This is a genomic window from Paenibacillus sp. XP01 (genome assembly GCF_057364885.1).
Window position 1 is genome coordinate 3,457,348 of the sequence record NZ_CP139481.1, and the last position, 18,021, is coordinate 3,475,368.

Sequence of the window (18,021 nt, forward strand, 5' to 3'; positions counted from 1 at the left end):
CTTTCATCAACAACTTGTGTAAGTACCTGAACGTACCCATAACATGAGGATTGGAGATGTGTCTTGTGGAAAAAGGTTATTTGCTCAAAAATGGCTGCGTATTGTCCATGGATCCTTCGGTAGGTCAGTATGCCCGGGCGGATGTGCTGATTGAAGGTTCAATCACTACGGCAATAAGGCCTGATCTGGAATGTGAGGAAGCGATCGTGATCGATGCTTCCGACATGATTATTCTGCCCGGGTTGGTGGATACCCACCGCCATGTATGGGAATCGCTGCTGCGTACCGCGGGAACGAACTGGTCCTTGCCCGTTTATTTGCAAAATCTTTATTATGGGGCGATGGGCAGCAAGCTTCGACCGCAAGACAGTTATATCGCCAATTTGCTCGGTTCATTGGAAGCGCTTAATGCAGGCGTGACCACGATCCTCGATTGGAGCATGCCCTATACGCCGGACCATACGGATGAGCTTGTTCGGGGGTTGCGCGATGCCGGCATTCGGGCTGTGTTTGCGTATGGTGTTCCCGGGGAGACCGAATATTGGAATCGGGAAAGCCGTTTGACATATTCAGCCGATGTGAGAAGGGTAAAGCTGCAGCATTTTTCTTCGAACGACCAATTATTAACGTTTGGACTCGCTATACGGGGACCCGAATTCAGTCACTGGGATACAGCGGTGGACGAAATTCGTCTTGCCCGCGAGTTGGATGCGATCTGCTCCATGCATGCAGGGTTTGGCAGCTGGGGCTCGGTGGACCGCTCGGTGGCCAGGATGGCTGAACACGGTTTGCTCGGCCCGGACGTCAATTTGGTGCACGGCAATACCATGGGCATCGACGAATATAAGCTGCTCGCCGATAGCGGTGCTTCGTTATCGGTGACGCCGGAAGTGGAAATGATGATGGGACATGGCTATCCTGCAACGGGTGCTTTTCTGGAGCAAGGAGGCACGCCGACGCTTGGCGTCGATGTCGTGACATCGACGGGTGGAGACATGTTCTCCCAGATGAAATTTGCGTTGCAAGCCGAACGGGCCAAAATGAACGAGCTCGCGCTGGAAAACGGAGAGATGGCCGGCGAGCTGAATTTGCAGTCCAGGCAAGTGTTGCGGTTTGCAACATCGGCAGGTGCGCAGGCGCTGGGACTTGGAAGCAAAGTGGGTACGCTTGCCCCAGGCAAGGAAGCTGACCTGATCATGATCCGCACCACGGATCTCAATCTGTTCCCGGTGCATGATCCGATAGGCGCCGTCGTGCAATTTGCGAATCCTTCCAACGTGGATACCGTATTTGTCGCAGGACGGCTTGTGAAGCAGCGGGGCAAACTCATCGGCGTGGATTTGGACAAGATTCGACGCCAGGCCATGGAAAGCAAAGTATACTTGCTTCAGCAATATCGGTTTAGCGACGCAGAACGAATCGTATATTCCTGAGGAGGGAGCAACCACCTGGTTTTGGTGGAAGGATCCATATATCCATATAGGACAGGTTCATTCAAATCTATATTTATGAAGGAGGCCGCATGGGAACATGCGGCTTTTTTGACGCATTTTTCGTTTGTTTCATCAAACTACAGATAACAACAGCATAATGTTGCATCTCCACGCGGAAAATGGAGATTAAAAACTACGCATAATATAAATTATACGCAGTTTTGTTTTAAAACGATTTTTTCTTTCGTTGGTGTCCAACAGTTCGTGATATGAAATGATAAATTTCGGGTGAAAAACACAAAATAAGCCGCTTGAGTGCTTTGCAAAAAAATATTTTATTAGAGCAAAGCGGCAAAGTGTAGAAAACGGTAGTTTTTTATAGATGCCGGGTAAGATAGAACAAACGGATTTTTCATAGAACAGATGTACCAACGACCACACCTTGTTACGAGAGGAATATGTCCATGAGCAAAAACGAAGCAAGAGCTGCATTATTCAGAAAAAAGCAAATCTCGGTTGAAGGTGATTCAGGCAGTGGTTTGAAACGGGCGCTTGGAGCTTTGGATCTGACGACCCTTGGAGTAGGGGCCATCATTGGAACAGGAATTTTTGTCCTCACCGGTGTAGCCGCTGCCGAACATGCCGGACCTGGACTGGTGCTGTCCTTTTTGTTGGCAGGCATTATTTGTTCCTTTGCCGCGTTATGTTATTCCGAATTCGCTTCAACCGTGCCTGCTTCGGGCAGTGCATATACTTACAGCTACACGGCTTTTGGCGAGGTCATCGCCTGGGTTTTGGGATGGGACCTTATTCTGGAATATGGATTTGCCAGCGCGGCGGTCGCGAGTGGTTGGTCGGGGTATTTTCAGACATTGCTTTCGGGTTTCGGCATTCAATTGCCGCACGCATGGACAAGCGCCTTTGATCCGGAAAAAGGAACCTACTTTGACGTTACGGCCGCTGTGATTACGTTAATCATTACGTTTCTGCTTACGCGCGGCGTCAAGGAAGCGGCACGCGCCAATGGCATTATGGTCGGGATCAAAATCATCGTGGTGCTGATCTTCATCGGCGTTGGGGTATTTTATGTGCAGCCGGCGAATTGGCAGCCGTTTCTGCCGTTTGGCCTTTCGGGCGTAACCGCCGGTGCGGCTACCGTGTTTTTCGCTTATATCGGTTTCGATGCGGTGTCCACGGCAGCCGAAGAGGTCAAACGACCGCAACGCGACCTGCCGATCGGCATCATTGCATCGTTAGCCATTTGTACGCTCCTTTATATTGTCGTGTCGCTGATTCTGACCGGCATCGTTCCTTTCCATATGTTAAACGTTGCGGATCCCGTAGCCTTTGCGTTTGAGTTCGTTCATTTGACCGGATTATCCTGGATAGTCGCTCTGGGTGCCATTACGGGAATAACGACGGTGCTGCTTGTCATGATGTACGGACAGACACGTTTGCTTTATTCGATGTCGCGGGACGGCCTGTTGTCTCCCGTCTTTTCCAAAATCAGCGGCAAAAGCCAGACTCCGGCTGCGGGCACTTGGCTCGCAGGCATCATCATTGCGCTGTTCTCCGGATTCATTTCCCTGGGGCGCTTGGCGGAGCTGACGAATATCGGCACGTTGTTTGCTTTTGCCGTAGTGAGTCTCGGGATCATCGTATTGCGTAAAAACCATCCGGACTTGAAACGAGGATTTAAAGTGCCGTTGGTGCCGTACATTCCGATCCTTAGTGCCATAGGCTGCGTATATTTGATGACTCGGCTGGAAATGTTGACCTGGATCGTGTTTTTTGTGTGGCTGTTCATCGGATTGTTGATCTACTTCACGTATGGCAGGCATTACAGCCACTTGAATCCACTGCGCCCCGTTTCGAAGCAGAGCGAAAACAAGGGCAGACGATGAGGCATCCATTCCATCTATTAGCTGCAGCTGAACCATGATCGACATGCGAAGCAAAGTTCATATCCGACGCGATTTCGTGTTGGTTATGGGCTTTTTTTCATGCGCAAATCATAAAATGTGATCCGCCGAAGCTGAGAAAACAGGCGATAAAATGAAATAAGATGGGTCCCGGCCAAAGCTTCCGGGGTTGCACCCTTAAGAAATATGACATATATTTGGGAGAACAGGCGATGCGCCATCAAGGGAGCGAGAGAACGCATAAATTCGCAAAACTAACGGATGTGTGGTGAACGAAACGAATGATCAGCGAGGAGATTCAGGAGCAATATGCCGACGAGTTGGAGGCTTTTCACATCTGGATGAAGGATGCCGGATATACTCGGTACACGGTAAAATCTTACACAGGCGACGTGGCTGAATTTCTCATGTCCATCCAAGGAAAATCGTTGGAGCAGGTTAAAAAGCTGCATGTGCTGTCCTTTCTGTCCCGTGCCCGCGAACGCGGGGTCAGTGACGCCACGCGTAATCGCAAGCATGCGGCGGTGAACTGTTTCTTCAAGTCTCTGATCGAACTGGAAGTGCTGACCAACAACCCGGCGTCTGGCATCAAAAAGTCGAAGACTGAAAAAAACCGTGCCCCCGTTTTTCTGGACGAGCATGGATTGGAACGTTTTTTGCAATCCGTCGCAGGTAAATACCGGACGCGCAATCTGGCCATTTTCCTGCTGATGGGATATATGGGGCTGCGTGTAGGCGAAGTTCATGCATTGAACTGCCAAGATTACAATGCCGAGCGGCGGACGCTCGACGTATTCGGGAAGGGAAGGAAGTGGCGGACGTTACCCGTGCCCGAAATGGTCGCGGATATACTGTCCCAAGCGGTGAAGGAACGATTGTCTCCTTGGCGTGAAAAGGAAGAGGCGATGTTTGTTTCGCAAAAAGGGAAAAGATTATCCATTCGGAGCATTCAGTTGATTTCAACCGAAACGTTCGACCGTTTCCAGCAGGAATCCCCATCGAATCAGCGTCTGCATTACTCCAGCCATAAGCTGCGGCATTCGTTTGCAACGATGATGCTGCGGCGTGGAGCCGATCTGCGAACAGTTCAGGAGTTGTTGGGTCATGCCTCGATCCAGACGACGACGGTATATACCCACGTCACCAGTCGCGAGAAGGAAGAAGCGATGGCGCTGCTTGACGTCAAGCTTCCTTCGTTTGTCGGCGAGTAGCCGGGCGAAATGGGATAAGATCCGGCCTTTGTTCAAAATGTCATTAAAACAAGTTCTATCTGAACGGATGGAACTTGTTTTTTTGGTTTATTTTTGGAAAAAAGCTGAAACCACAAGAACTAGGTCGACGAAATTATTATTATGTAAACTAAATTATTTGGTTTCGGTTCCATAGGCACTGCCGGTTTAGTCGGTGATGCTGCATAAGAGGCAAAAGACCAACCTTTCTGGCCAGCGGTAGAATGGTTGGTCTATTTTTATCCGTTTTGGTGAGCCATGACGTCAGCGAATAGCCTGCTGGCTATTCCAGCCCGGAAATTTGCTCCTTTAGTTTGTTGGCCGAAGCCTGGAAAGCAAGCTTTTCCGTTTCGTTCAACGGCAGAGGCAAAATTTCGCGAACGCCGTTTCGGTCAACGATGCAAGGTACGCCAAGATATACATCCGATACACCATTGTAATCCTCAAGCAAGGTGGATACGTTCAGCACGGAGCCTTCGTTGCCCAGAATGGCGGCGACGATGCGATCGAGAGCAAGCGCAATGGCATAGGATGTGGCTCCTTTGGCATTAATAATCTCATAAGCCGCGTTTTTGGTGCGGTCAAAAATGTCTTGTTGTTCTTCATCGCTTAGCTCAAGATCCGTGCCGGCCACGTTGGCCAGGCTCCATACCGGGACTTCGGAATCACCGTGCTCGCCGATAATATGGGCATGGATGCTGCGCGGATCGATGCCTTTGTTTTTGCCGATAAGGTAGCGGAAACGCGCACTGTCAAGCAGTGTGCCGGAACCGATGACCCGCGAAGCCGGCCAACCGCTTTGCTTCCAGGACGTATAGGATAAAATATCTACAGGATTCGTCGCAATGAGCAGAATTCCATGGGAATTGACTGCCGTAATGCGCTCGATAATGTCTTTGAAAATGCTCGCATTTCTTTTCAACAGATCAATCCGGGTTTCGCCCGGCTTCTGGGATGCCCCCGCCGTAATAATGATGATATCTGCATCCTTGCAATCCGAATAATCGCCTGCCCATACCTTGACGCCTCCTGTAAACGGTAGGCCGTGGTTCATATCCAGCATTTCACCGACTGCTTTGTCATGATTTACGTCCACGAACACCAGCTCGGAAGAACGCTGCCGCAACATGAGCGTGTACCCGGTCGTTGTTCCTACCGCACCCATGCCTACAATAACGACACGGCTTGGCTTAAGCATTGCATGATCTACCATATCAGATCCTCTCCTTTTGGGTGTGCCTTCATCCATATTAAGGGATATTTAACCAAAAAGCGAGACTGTCTATGTTATTTGTCATATTTTAGGTCGCAAAACCGGAATTAGTGTCTAACGTCCTGATCCGGCCGAATCAAACGTTTCATGGCATTCAACTTCAGTCTCCCTTTCTGTCCAGGTTTGTCGATGGGCCTTTCCAAGAGGTTTATGGTAGAATGGGAGAGATGGATTTGCATGAACGGTTTGGCTTTATAGTTAACGATGAATGCAAATTATGAAAACACCAGGTAGAACAGGCTTGTTTGCCTGTCGATTGGACAAGAAAGGTGGAGACCACTTGCGTTCGCGATGGATCAAGCTAACCCAGGCAGCGCTTCTGTCTCTGGGGATCGCAACGTTGCTTGCTGCTTGCACGGACTCGGGTCAGACTCCTGCAGCACAGCCGCCGCAGGCACAGGATGAGGATCTGGATGGCGGCAATGCCGGACAGACATTAACTGTCGTTCCCCCAGTAAGCACGAATACACCGGCTGCGGAAACAACCAAATATCAAATTCAAACCCGGCTGACCGATTTTCAAATGCTCAACGAAAACGGTGGCTTGGCATGGGGCGTGACGCGCAACGCATTGCGTTTGTACTATACGCAGGATCAGGGGGCAACCTGGAGCAACATTTCTCCATCGGAGAATGTGCAGTTTCCGTCCAACCCCGTATATGGACAGAACATTTATTTTGTGGATAGCATGCATGGCTGGATCGTCCGGGAAGGAATGGGCGGAACGGATACGATCGTGCTGCGCACGAATAACGGGGGGGCCAGTTGGAGCTTGTCTTCGTTATCCAAAACGGATAAAGTCGCCGCGGTTTCTTTTGTCTCTCCCGAAAAGGGCTGGATTTTGACCACGGTGGACTCGACCATCGGAAAACAGGAGAAAAAGCTGTACATCACCGAAGACGGAGGCATCAGCTGGAAGCTCATGGAATCCGGTGATGAAGCCGAAAATACGTCCGCTGGAGAGATTTCGAAGCGCGGTTATGCGACAGGCATGACTTTTTCGGATTCGCATCACGGATTTCTGACTGCCGTGGAGTTTGGCTTGCCGAAGCTGTATGTAACCACTAACGGAGGAAAGGAATGGAAAGCCGGACCTTCCTTCTTCGACCGCAGCAAATTCAACGCATGCGGCAACTTTAATCTCGGTTCTCCGCAGTTTTTCGGACGGGAAGCAAAGAGCGCTTGGATGTCGTTAGCCTGTTCGTCCGGGGAAACGACAAAATTCAGCGGTTTTTTCACAGCCGATGGCGGAAAGAGCTGGACATTGTCCACATTTGGTTTGAAGCAGCAAGCAGGCCTGAACCGGAACCTGGCCCCAGCTTTCTTAAATGAAAAGGAAGGTTGGGCCATCCAAGGAGATGTGACGTATCATACGAAGAATGCAGGGAAAACGTGGGAACCGCTTCCCGAAAGCAGGGTATTGCAGAAAATATTGGATGAATATCCCGAAATCAATAAACTGCAGATGATTTCCCGCAAATTGGGCTGGGTCCTGGTGGAGAATACGGATAATAAACGTTCGCTGCTGCTGCAAACCGTGGATGGAGGCGTGCACTGGAAAGTGTTATAGCCAGCAAAACGTTAAAGAGAAGAACCGTTGGGTTCTTTTTCTTTCGCTTACTTTGTGAAAATAATCACAAAAACAATTCTGAAATGATGTTATATTGAGATCAAGAAGAGATGGGAGTGATGATGATGAGAACCAACGAACAAGTTCAACTCACACAGGCGGATGATTTAACTCGATACATGCTTCAATTATGCTACACCTGTGAGGATGCCTGCTTCTGTACCACGGAGGAAGAAGTGAGGGAATGCATGGCCAAACATGCCCAACAGGCTGATCCCGAACAAGCTGAGGGCGCGGTAATCACTCGCGGGTTCATGGATGAGATGTATGCCTAGACTATAAAGTAATAGTAATCTCATGGCCCCTTTAAGGGGCTTTTTGATGTTGGAGAACCCGGCCTGAATTTGAATCCGGCTAACAAGTTCTGCGCCGAAGTGCATATACATTACTGAAAGAAGGGCCAAGACTACGGCTGTCCCAGAACGGAGGGGGAGACTTGGGAATTGAATCATCATGGATGTTTGATTTTTTTGGAACCGTCTTTCCGGTCGTATTTGTCCTGATTATCGGTATCGTTCTTCTGTCGATGGGAAAAGAGATATGGAGGTGGGGGAAAAACAACGCCGAACCGCTGCTTACGGTTTCCTCGCGAATTACCGGAAGAAGAATGCAAGTCCAGCAATCGCACGCCGAACCCGGAAGCTCTGCCCGTACATTATACTATGTCACGTTTGAAGTCGAGAGCGGGGACCGAATGGAGTTCAGGGTTAGCGGCGAAGAATACGGCCTTTGCTCTGAAGGAGACGAAGGGCGTCTCTCTTTCAAGGGAACCCGTTATGTGGGATTTGAACGGAACAACCGACTGTATACGGAGCGCGTGCGCGGGTAATCGTTCAGCTTGTGCCTTAAAGGTGCAAGTTTTTTTTGCGTTCTCCTGTAAGAAAGTATTTCATGATTTAGATCGGAATGCGTTTCTTGATGGTGTATAAATGAGTAATAACGTTTATGATAAATGAATCATTGCAATTCAGGGAGGACAGAGGCATGTCATTTACAGATCAAGTTGTCATCGTTACGGGAGCCGCGCAAGGAATCGGAAGAAACGTGGCTGAGGCCTATGCGCTGGCGGGTGCCAAGGTGGTGCTTGCCGACCATCAGGAAGCCGAGGGAGCTGCCGCCGCAGCTTCGATCCGCCATGAAGGCGGAGAAGCTGTTTTTGTTCACTGCGACGTCCGAAAGGAAGAAGAGATCATTCGGCTGGTGGGTACGGCGGTGAAGGAGTTCGGGCGCGTGGACATTCTCATCAACAATGCCGGCGTGGCACGCTGGAAATCCCCTTATGATCTTACGGTAGACGAATGGGACGATGTGCTTAACACCAATGCTAGAAGCTGTTTTCTTGCGAGCCGTGAGGCGGCCAAGTATATGAGAAACAATGAACGGGGCGGGTCCATCGTCAACATGGCATCCACGCGTGCATTGATGTCCGAGCCTGACACGGAAGCGTATGCAGCATCCAAAGGTGCCATCGTGGCTCTCACTCATGCGCTCGCCATATCGCTTGGCAAGGATCGAATTCGGGTCAATTGTATCAGTCCGGGATGGGTCGAAACAGGAAATATAGACGAGTTGAAGCCGGAAGACCATGAGCAGCACCCTTCGGGTCGGGTTGGAGTCCCTTCGGATATTGCCCGCGCTTGCTTATATCTGACTGATCCGGACAATACCTTTGTCACGGGTACCAACCTGACGGTGGATGGAGGAATGACCCGGAAAATGATATATGAGGACTAGAACCGGGATGATCTCCCGCTGATGCGTTTTGCTATGAAATGAAGCGGCCAAGCCCAAGTTAAGCACTTGGGCTTATTTGTTTTTGGTACTCCCGTTGCTATAATAGGTGTGATTTCAGAACAATACAGAGAAATGGAGGGAGAATATGCTCGGGAATCCATCCCGAAGAGGGCTGTGGCTTCTTTTGTTGATTGGAGGGATCATCATGACGGGTTTTGATTCATCTGAGGAAGATGACGCCAATATAAGGGCCGCGTGGGTATGGCAGGCTTCATCCATATACGACGGAGGTGAGGCCTTGCTTGCCCAGTCGGCCAAACATAACGTGAATCGACTGTATGTCAGCGTGGATATGAATTTGAAGCATGAGGTCTATCAATCTTTCATTGCGAAAGCAAGCAATGCGGGTATTGCGGTAGAAGCACTCGGCGGCGATCCGTCTTGGGGGGTCAAAGGCCGCGAGGGTCCCATGCTTGCGCTAGCTTCCTGGGTAAGCGAATATAACGCCTCGGTTGGACCGGAAGAACGGTTTGCAGCCCTTCATCTGGACGTTAAGCCCTATGTACTGCCGGCATGGAAGGACAATCCTGTCCCGTTGATCGAATCTTGGATGAACAATATGGAATTGCTCCATGAACGAGTGGAACAAGAAGGTTCGCTTCAGGTGAACGTAGACTTGCCGTTTTGGCTGGATTCGTACACCGTTGCAGGTCATAAAACATCGGAGGATACGGATAACGAACCGTTATCGCGTTGGTTCATGGATCGTTTCGACCAAATCACTTTATTAGTTTACCGCGATAATGCAGAGGGCAGCAATGGAATTATTCGACTGATTGAGCAGGAAATGAATTGGGCGCAAGACAGGAATGTGTCAATTACGGTCGGCGTAAATACCAAACCGATGCCTGGCGAAGAATTCACCAGTTTTGCAGGAAAGGGAACGGCCCGATTGGAGCAAGTGCTGTCGGAAGTCGCGAATTCGTTTGCGAATCATGCCTCCTACGCCGGAACGGCGGTCCATGACATTGTATATTGGGGGCAGCTTGATTCAAGCGAACCAAGCAAACCGGAAACGCCAGGCAACGAAACAGGCATTCGAGGGACCTATATTTGGGAGGCTTCGGAGGTGACGGATGACGGCGGTGAGCATATCCTCGAGTTTGCCAAAGCGCAGCGAATAAACTGGTTGTACGTTCGCCTAGATCTGGAGCAGCCGTATTCCAGCTACCGTTCTTTTGTGAAACGGGCTCACGCTCAGGGGATTCAGGTTCATGCCATGGGTGGCCATCCCATCTGGGCAAAGGAAGAAAACAGGCCCCGCATTCAACGTTTAGTCGATTACGTCAAAAACTATAACGCCGAAGCGCAACCAGAGGAGCGATTTGAGGGCATCCATCTGGATATCGAACCGTATACACTTCCCGAGTGGGAAGCGAACCGGGATCGACTTTTGACCGAATGGGCGAGCAATGTTGCTTATTTTCAGGAGGAGACAAAGAAGGACAGCCATTTGGAAACAAGCGTGGACTTGGCGGTTTGGCTGGATATCTATGAGTTGCCGGGCAAAGATATGTCGGTATCGGAGTTCATGATTCGTACCCTCGACCATGTATCGTTAATGGCATTCCGCAATAAGGCAGAGGGCTCGAACGGAATTGCGGCAGTGGTGAAGCAGGAAATGGAAATCGCGGATCGTCTGGGCAAAAAGCTGCTTGTCTCCGTGGAAATGAAAGAAAATCATGAAGGAGCGCACATCTCGTTCCATGACGTTGGCGCGGTCGAAATGGAACGTCAATTGGCTTTGCTTCCTGATCTGATTGGCGAGCATGCTGCCTATTACGGCAATGTGGTCCATGCATACGACTATTGGGTCGGAGCCAAGCCCTGAATGAAAAGCTTATATAGGAAACGCGAAATCTCGGGGTCCCCTGCGGGGGAGTTCCGGGATTTTTTTTGTGCCGATCGTGTCACAAAATGGGCATCCGCACAATACGATATACGGTGATGAAGAGCTCAACGAGGGAGGGAACGGTAATGGCTGTAATCAAGGCCAATACGAACGACGTCAGGCTGCTTGCGCGACTGATGAGAGCCGAAGCCGAAGGTGATGGCGATCAGGGTATGCTTATGGTAGGCAATGTCGGCGTCAACAGAGTGTTGGCAGATTGCCTGGATTTTGCCGACATCAGAGACATCAACCGTATGGTATTTCAGAATCCCGGAGGCTTTGAATCCACGCAAAAAGGCTACTTTTATCAGCGTGCAAGGCAATCCGAAATTCGCCTGGCCCAGCGCGTCATCAATGGCGAACGAATCTGGCCGGCCAGCAATTCGCTTTGGTTCTTCCGTCCGGCAGGCGAATGTCCGCCAACCTGGTTTAACCAGCAAAATACGGGACGATTCAAGGCACACTGTTTCTTCAGTCCGACTGGCGAAGATTGTCCGAGTGTATATTAAATTTGGGGAGGAATTAACATGATTAACCAACCTTATCAACCAACCATGCAATCTCCGGCCTATGGCCAACAAGCCAATTCTCAGGTGCAAGGATTATCCGCGTACAAAACGGGGAATGGCATGCCTTCCATGTCGCCGACGCCGGGTATGACCTCCATGTCACCCGCACCGGGCATGTCTTCCGTTTCGCCGACTCCAACCATGGTGTCTCCAACGGCTACCAGCGTGCCGCCGCTTGTTTCCAGCGGAGCGCCCATGACACCTGCCGGCGGCGTAGTCACAACAACGGCTCCCCAGTTCGAGCAGTCTTACATCGAGAACATTTTGCGCCTGAATCTCGGCAAATTCGGTACGTTCTACATGACCTATGAAGGAAACAAAGAATGGAACGCCCGCATTTTCCAAGGCATCATCGAAGCGGCTGGCCGGGATCATATCATTATCAGTGATCCAAAAACAGGCAAACGCATCATGCTGCTTATGGTGAACTTCGATTATGCAACATTCGATGAGCCGCTTACTTATCAATACCCTGGCGTGATCGGCAACGTTCCTCAAGCGCCAAGCAGATACTAATCCGCGTACGCGATAAATCAATACCAAAGGACATAACCAAGAACCGTTTCGATGCGGCATTCGTCGCAAAGAGCCGGTTCTTATTTTCGAAACATTTAAAAGTAACCTTAATGTGATAAGATGGCACTTAATTAGTAGAACGGAACAAACCATTGGAAGGAGCAGACATCATTGAAGTCATGGATCGAAGCTGCCATCGAGGGAAAAGCGGAAGCTCAGGAACAATTAATGAAGCAATATCGGGGAATGGCCCTTGCGGTAGCGCGACGCCGGTTGGGGAGCATGCTGTGGGCAGAAGATGTGGTTCAAGAAGCGTTCGCCGAGGCTTTTGCAAACTTGGGTAAACTGGACAAGCCGGAAGCTTTTCCCGGATGGTTCAAAGTCATCGTGGAGAGGCAGTGCCATCGGCACGAAAGACGTAAACAACATACGGTCGTACCGATCACCGAGCTGCTGCATGTGGACTTGGACCGCGGCTCGCGGCATAATCCGGAAGAGCAGGCGCTGTTGAACGAAAAATATCGGAGCCTGCATGATTCGATTGACGATTTGCCGTCGGCCTTGAGCAGGGTAGTCCATATGTTTTATTTTCAGGGTTACTCCCTAAAAGAAATCTCGGATGCGCTGAACGTGTCCGTATCGGCTTTGAAAAAAAGACTGTACGATGCCCGGGCAAAGCTTAGGCATTCATTACCCGTAACCGACATGTTAAATGTATTCAATGAACTGTATGAGGGAGGAAAACACATGCTTCATATCACGAACGGCGATCATGCGGCGGATCGAATCCGGCGGAGCGGAATCCAGGGAGAGGTCGTCGCTTGGCGCGAGCTGTATACGTTCGGTCCCGTATTTCCCGATATGAGCAAAAGAAACGAACGAGCACGCCGTGCAGACTATTTGGAAGCGCAATTGGGCATTCCGAAGTCGGAATACATGAAGATTCGTGAGCTGGAACAAAAACTGGATTCGTTGGATCGCCATCGGGAAGTGGTCCTATGGTTTGAATACGATCTATACGACCAGACGATGCTTTCTTATTTGCTGCATGTTCTTCATGAAAAAGGAGCAAATCGGGCGAAACTCCATTTGTTATGCCTGGATTCCCATCCGGAGATTTCCCGTTTTCGGGGACTTGGACAGCTCACGCCCGTGCAGATCGAACGTTTGTCGGGAACTTGGCATGTAATAGAGGAAGAGGAGATGGAGGCCGGACGCCGTTTCTGGGAAGCGTATGTGTCCCCTGATCCACAGGATCATGCCCGGTATTTGCTGGAAGACAAAGCTGCACTCCCATATGCGCAAGCGGCCTTTCAGGCCCATTTGTCGCGACTGCCTTCCACCGCCAACGGGCTTGGAATGATCGAACAGACGACCCTGGAAATCGTGAAAAACGGGACGGTTCATCCATTTGACGTATTCCAGCAAGTTTCCGAGAAACTTCACCTGCTTGGTCTGGGGGATTTACAATATTGGGCACATTTGCGGAGAATGGCTGACGGACCCCATGCTCTGCTGCATGTGGAGGGAGCAAACGCGTTTCCGAATTTTCGCCAGCAGGACGAATCATTCCGGTTCGCCGTCCTGGCTTTGACGGAGCTGGGTGAAAGGGTGCTGCATGGCGAAAGGGACGGGGCAGCACTCTGGACCGATGAATGGTGGATCGGCGGAATCATGACGGGAGCAGGCAAATCCTCGGATTGGAGATGGGATCCGGAAATTGGCGCTCTCGTGAATTTCAGGGAAATGTAAAATGAAGAGCTTGTTTGCGTCGATTCGCTGTCATAGGACATGGATTGACTGTGTAGCTTAGAGTTATATAATAAAAGAAGCATATGTTTGCTATATTGCTAAAAGCAAGGGAGGTGAATCCATTGGGAAGTTGAAGCGGTGGATGAACGGCAGAACGGTTAATATCCTACAATTTCGAAGGAGGTGGACCTATTTGCCGAAGAGTGACGGCGAATAGGATGAACATTTGAGTGACCCCTTACCGAGTATTTTAAACTTGTTAGCAATTGCATTTTTGGTGCTGATGAATGGCTTTTTTGTCTCGGCTGAATTTGCCATGGTGAAGGTGCGCGGCAGCCGGATTGAAGCTTTGGTGGAAGCAGGAAACAAAAAGGCAGTTTATGCCTCCAATATCGTGAACAATCTCGATGCTTATTTGTCCGCTTGCCAATTGGGCATTACGTTGGCCTCGCTTGGGTTGGGATGGCTGGGGGAACCTGCCATTGCACATCTGCTTGAGCCGATGTTTACCGCATTTGGACTAGGTCCGATCTATGTACATGGAATCTCGATCGTGATTGCTTTTGTTATCATAACGATTCTGCATATCGTACTGGGGGAACTTGCTCCCAAAACGATGGCAATCCGCAAGTCCGAGACGATTACGTTGTGGTCTGCGGCATTGCTGACGTATTTTTACAAACTGATGTATCCGTTCATCTGGGCACTGAATGGCATGGCCAACAGCTTGCTCAAAGCGTTCCGCATGGCCCCGGTATCCGAACTTGATGAGGCCCATAGCGAAGATGAACTACGTATTCTGATGAAAGAAAGCAATAAGAGCGGTTTAATTGACAATACTGAATTGGCGCTTGTTGATAATATATTCGATTTTACGGCAACAACCGCCCGTGAAATCATGATTCCGCGGACGGAAATGATCTGTCTGAACGCCAATCAGTCCATGCTTGAAAATTTGGAGATTGCCAGTGAAAGCATGCGAACCCGCTATCCGGTCTATAATGGCGATAAAGACCATATTATCGGTTTTATCCATATCAAAGACTTGATGCGTTCCCAGCTTACGGACACGATCTCCATTATCAGGCCTATTCTCGCCGTGCCGGAATCCACGCCGATCAGCGCGCTCCTCAAACGCATGCAGCGCAGCAAAAACCAGATTGCCATCCTTATTGATGAATACGGAGGAACCTCCGGTCTGGTTACCCTTGAGGATATCATGGAAGAGATCGTGGGCGAGATTCAGGATGAGTTCGACCAAGAGCGTCCTGCCTTTGTGAAGGTTGGTGAGACGGAATACTCCATTGACGGCCTGATGCTGATTGAAGAGGTCAATGGACTGTTGGGTTTGGAAATGGATCATGACGATTACGATACGATTGGAGGATGGCTGTACTCAAGAGTACAGACGATCCCTCCGGAAGTCGGGCAATCGGCAGAATACGACGGTTATGTATTTGTCATTCAGGAAACCGAGCATAAACGAATCTCCCGCGTTAGCGCGATCAGACTGGAGCAGCTCTCCGAAGGGGAGGGAGCATAAGACCCTGGGCTGCTTTGCTGACGTCATGCTAAAGGTTACCGGATGGCAAGTATAAAAATAAAAGCTGCACAGTGGGAGCGTATCACTAGACGCCACTGTGCAGCTTTTTTTATGAAGGAACGAGAGAATACATAAAATGCTGTAAAAAAGTTAAGGCATTATTTTGAAACCTTTATTATGCTTGATTCGTTAAATAACTATGATTATCCCAAACTATGGAATTGGAGGAAAACCGAATGTCGACAAAGAACTTGCACCCGATTTTGAAAGCAACCCTTGCTGCAGCGATAATTGTACCAGCAGTATTTACAATTCCTGCTGCCAACGTAGAGGCGGCTGCGGAGATCCAGCCATCTGTACAAGCGCCGGTCGCTCTCACAGCACCTCCACCAGAGTACCATAACATTCAGAGTTTAGCTCAACTGAAATACATTTATAATGCGGTTGGTGCGGTAACTCCCGGAGGGGGACTTACTGCAGTCGTAGCTACGACGACCTCGACCTATCAGAAAATGAGCTCGATCAAGGTAGACTATCGTCTTGAACGCTGGACAGGAACAAGCTGGGTGACGTATCGCTCGGATTCCGACTCGGCAACAAACGTATCGGTCTTAAATGCAAAGTCAAGCTGGACGGTGATCACCGGATATTATTATCGCGTGGTAAGCACACATACGGTACGTGACGGCTCCACTACCGAAACGACAACACATACCTCTCCAAGTACGCTTTTCTAATCCAAGCTAAGGATTGGTAGAAGGAAAACGTTGTTTCTGCAGGTCATTGGCAATGGCCAACATTTCTTCCTCGCTAACGGTGCCAAACAAGCTTACGTTGGTTGAACCCATCATCCATTGAAACGTATTATAAGGCGGTCCAAGGGACATAAATGCTTCACTGCCATCCTTTAAATCAACAACGCTTGTTTCTCTTAACATTGGACCTTCGACAATCTGTCCGGGATAGATCCATACATAGTCGAATTGGATCACTTCCTCTTTACCATCCTTGTCTGTACCGGAATAACGGACTCTCATGTGATCCGATTTCTCCGGATCAGGTGAATTTGCAGGCCGATCCCGATCCAGCAACAGTTCAAACGTAACATCAGTAAACCGCTCGGGGATTGCATTCGATAGCAAGAAGTCCCCAATGAATCCCGAGCGGGCTTCTTCCTCCGTTACTTCGACCGGGACAAACACCTGGGAAGTTTCCGCTTCTGCGTCCATATTGGGCTGATCCTGCTCTTCACTCGGGAAGATTTGCGGAGCTTCATCAATTCCACGTTCAGGTGGCGGTGCTGTCTTGGCATGCGATGGATCTGGAGTCATCAAATCGTTCGAACGATCCTGAATAATGATGGACTTTACCCCATTTCCCCAGTCTTTCATCGTCTGTACAAAAGGGGAAACCGCCTGCATGCCTGTAGGCATGCTGAAAATGACGGCACCTAGCATAATCGAAGCTGCCACTACTCCTGACAGTTTCAGCGTCCGCATTCTTTTTCTCTGTTTGCCCATTTTGTTGATTTCTCGCTGTACCTTGAGCCAGGAATCGCGCATATTCTCTGTAACGTCATTGTTGCCTTTTAAACTCGCCGGGGCAGAAGTCGCTTGCTCGAAAGCTTGGTCAAACGCGGCGTCAAAAGCTGCATCAAAAAATTCATCATCAAGTTCCGCATATTGATGGTTCTGTTTATCGAATTTGCCTTTGCTCAACGTTTCCACCCCATTCCTTATGTAATTGCTTCTTGATACTGCCCCTGGCTCTAAACAGGCGCTGTTTAACGATTTCCTCGGATGTATCCAACAGATCGGCCATTTCCCGATAGGACAAGCCTTGCTTCCAGCGCATTTCCACCAGCACCCGGTATTCAGGTTTGAGCTGGGCCAGATAATGTTCGATCGATTCCTGCATCATCTGCGTTTCAACGGTCGTTTCAACCGATGCGCTTGTTTGATTCATCGCCTCCATATCTATAAAAACACCGTCTACATCCAACTGGTTACGGTTTTTTTTATTTTTTCTCAAATAATTAATGGCCGTATTCCGGGTTACTACTTTCAGCCATGCCTTCAATTTGGCTTCATCCTCGAAAACCGGCTTGTTTTTAATAATTTTGATGAAGGCTTCCTGGATAATGTCTTCAGCAGCGCTGTATTCCTTGATCATATATACAATGAGTCCATGAACCATATTGTAATATTCGTAATATACTTCTTCCTGCAGTGCAGGGCTCAAATGGTGAAAATCGGAAGCTAACAATAATTGAAGCCGATTGGCCATGATGTTCTCCTTTCTGGCGAACAGTCCACAAACATTGGTATCCTTACATTTTACAACATGATATGGAAGGCTTACAATGGGTAGACAAGCAAATGGAACATGTCCGACCGCATCCAAAAAAAGCCATCCTGCTCCATGGCCGCAAGGCTACGTGGGGCAGGACAGCCGGGAAGAAAAACGGAA

16 protein-coding genes are annotated in these 18,021 nt (G+C 49.5%); 13 read left to right on the forward strand and 3 right to left on the reverse strand.

The features are described 5' to 3' along the window. Window positions 1-56: 56 nt before the first annotated feature. From SNR34_RS15755 to SNR34_RS15765, 3 genes are all read left to right on the forward strand, one after another. The gene (locus tag SNR34_RS15755) at window positions 57-1,433 is read left to right on the forward strand and encodes an amidohydrolase family protein (protein WP_486179553.1); all 1,377 of its coding nucleotides are present in this window, start codon (window positions 57-59) and stop codon (window positions 1,431-1,433) included. A gap of 464 nt (window positions 1,434-1,897) precedes the next feature. Beyond that, entirely contained in the window at window positions 1,898-3,337 is a 1,440-nt protein-coding gene (bcaP, locus tag SNR34_RS15760; RefSeq protein ID WP_486179554.1) for a branched-chain amino acid transporter BcaP, read from the forward strand. 299 nt (window positions 3,338-3,636) lie between these two features. After that, window positions 3,637-4,566, forward strand: a complete 930-nt coding sequence (locus SNR34_RS15765) for a tyrosine-type recombinase/integrase (protein WP_486179555.1) — start codon at window positions 3,637-3,639, stop codon at window positions 4,564-4,566. Window positions 4,567-4,867: 301 nt separating this feature from the next. On the opposite strand, the gene SNR34_RS15770 is transcribed toward SNR34_RS15765, so the two are convergent. Then, entirely contained in the window at window positions 4,868-5,797 is a 930-nt protein-coding gene (locus tag SNR34_RS15770) for an L-lactate dehydrogenase (RefSeq protein ID WP_236414188.1), read from the reverse strand. 277 nt (window positions 5,798-6,074) lie between these two features. On the opposite strand from SNR34_RS15770, the gene SNR34_RS15775 reads away from it, so the two are divergent. The 10 genes from SNR34_RS15775 to SNR34_RS15820 all read left to right on the forward strand — a co-directional run bounded on the left by SNR34_RS15775 (window position 6,075) and on the right by SNR34_RS15820 (window position 16,289). Next, on the forward strand, window positions 6,075-7,427 hold the full coding sequence (locus tag SNR34_RS15775) for a WD40/YVTN/BNR-like repeat-containing protein (RefSeq protein ID WP_486179556.1): 1,353 nt from the start codon (window positions 6,075-6,077) through the stop codon (window positions 7,425-7,427). Window positions 7,428-7,546: 119 nt separating this feature from the next. Further along, window positions 7,547-7,762 (forward strand): hypothetical protein, encoded by a 216-nt coding sequence (locus SNR34_RS15780; protein WP_486179557.1) that lies wholly within the window; start codon window positions 7,547-7,549, stop codon window positions 7,760-7,762. Between the two features lie 161 nt (window positions 7,763-7,923). Further along, window positions 7,924-8,316, forward strand: a complete 393-nt coding sequence (locus SNR34_RS15785) for a DUF2500 domain-containing protein (protein WP_236414193.1) — start codon at window positions 7,924-7,926, stop codon at window positions 8,314-8,316. Window positions 8,317-8,471: 155 nt separating this feature from the next. After that, window positions 8,472-9,221, forward strand: coding sequence for a glucose 1-dehydrogenase (locus tag SNR34_RS15790; protein WP_339278270.1), 750 nt, complete (start codon window positions 8,472-8,474; stop codon window positions 9,219-9,221). Between the two features lie 205 nt (window positions 9,222-9,426). Beyond that, a complete protein-coding gene (locus tag SNR34_RS15795; RefSeq protein ID WP_236414197.1) occupies window positions 9,427-11,112 on the forward strand; it encodes a hypothetical protein in 1,686 nt (561 codons plus the stop codon). Window positions 11,113-11,258: 146 nt separating this feature from the next. Beyond that, a complete protein-coding gene (locus tag SNR34_RS15800) occupies window positions 11,259-11,681 on the forward strand; it encodes a cell wall hydrolase (protein WP_236414199.1) in 423 nt (140 codons plus the stop codon). 129 nt (window positions 11,682-11,810) lie between these two features. Beyond that, the gene (gene gerQ / locus SNR34_RS15805) at window positions 11,811-12,257 is read left to right on the forward strand and encodes a spore coat protein GerQ (protein WP_438286819.1); all 447 of its coding nucleotides are present in this window, start codon (window positions 11,811-11,813) and stop codon (window positions 12,255-12,257) included. Between the two features lie 171 nt (window positions 12,258-12,428). Beyond that, window positions 12,429-14,009 carry a sigma-70 family RNA polymerase sigma factor gene (locus tag SNR34_RS15810; protein ID WP_486179558.1) on the forward strand — a complete coding sequence of 527 codons (1,581 nt, stop codon included), beginning with the start codon at window positions 12,429-12,431 and terminating at the stop codon, window positions 14,007-14,009. A gap of 226 nt (window positions 14,010-14,235) precedes the next feature. After that, complete coding sequence (locus SNR34_RS15815; RefSeq protein WP_486179559.1) at window positions 14,236-15,552, forward strand: hemolysin family protein; 1,317 nt, start codon at window positions 14,236-14,238, stop codon at window positions 15,550-15,552. 236 nt (window positions 15,553-15,788) lie between these two features. Next, window positions 15,789-16,289, forward strand: a complete 501-nt coding sequence (locus SNR34_RS15820; RefSeq protein WP_339278273.1) for a hypothetical protein — start codon at window positions 15,789-15,791, stop codon at window positions 16,287-16,289. 6 nt (window positions 16,290-16,295) lie between these two features. On the opposite strand, the gene SNR34_RS15825 is transcribed toward SNR34_RS15820, so the two are convergent. Both SNR34_RS15825 and SNR34_RS15830 read right to left on the reverse strand, forming a co-directional pair. Next, window positions 16,296-17,270 (reverse strand): hypothetical protein, encoded by a 975-nt coding sequence (locus tag SNR34_RS15825; RefSeq protein ID WP_236414205.1) that lies wholly within the window; start codon window positions 17,268-17,270, stop codon window positions 16,296-16,298. Next, window positions 17,248-17,838 carry an RNA polymerase sigma factor gene (locus SNR34_RS15830; RefSeq protein WP_236414207.1) on the reverse strand — a complete coding sequence of 197 codons (591 nt, stop codon included), beginning with the start codon at window positions 17,836-17,838 and terminating at the stop codon, window positions 17,248-17,250. The genes SNR34_RS15825 and SNR34_RS15830 overlap by 23 nt, the downstream gene beginning before the upstream one ends. Between the last annotated feature and the right edge of the window lie 183 nt (window positions 17,839-18,021).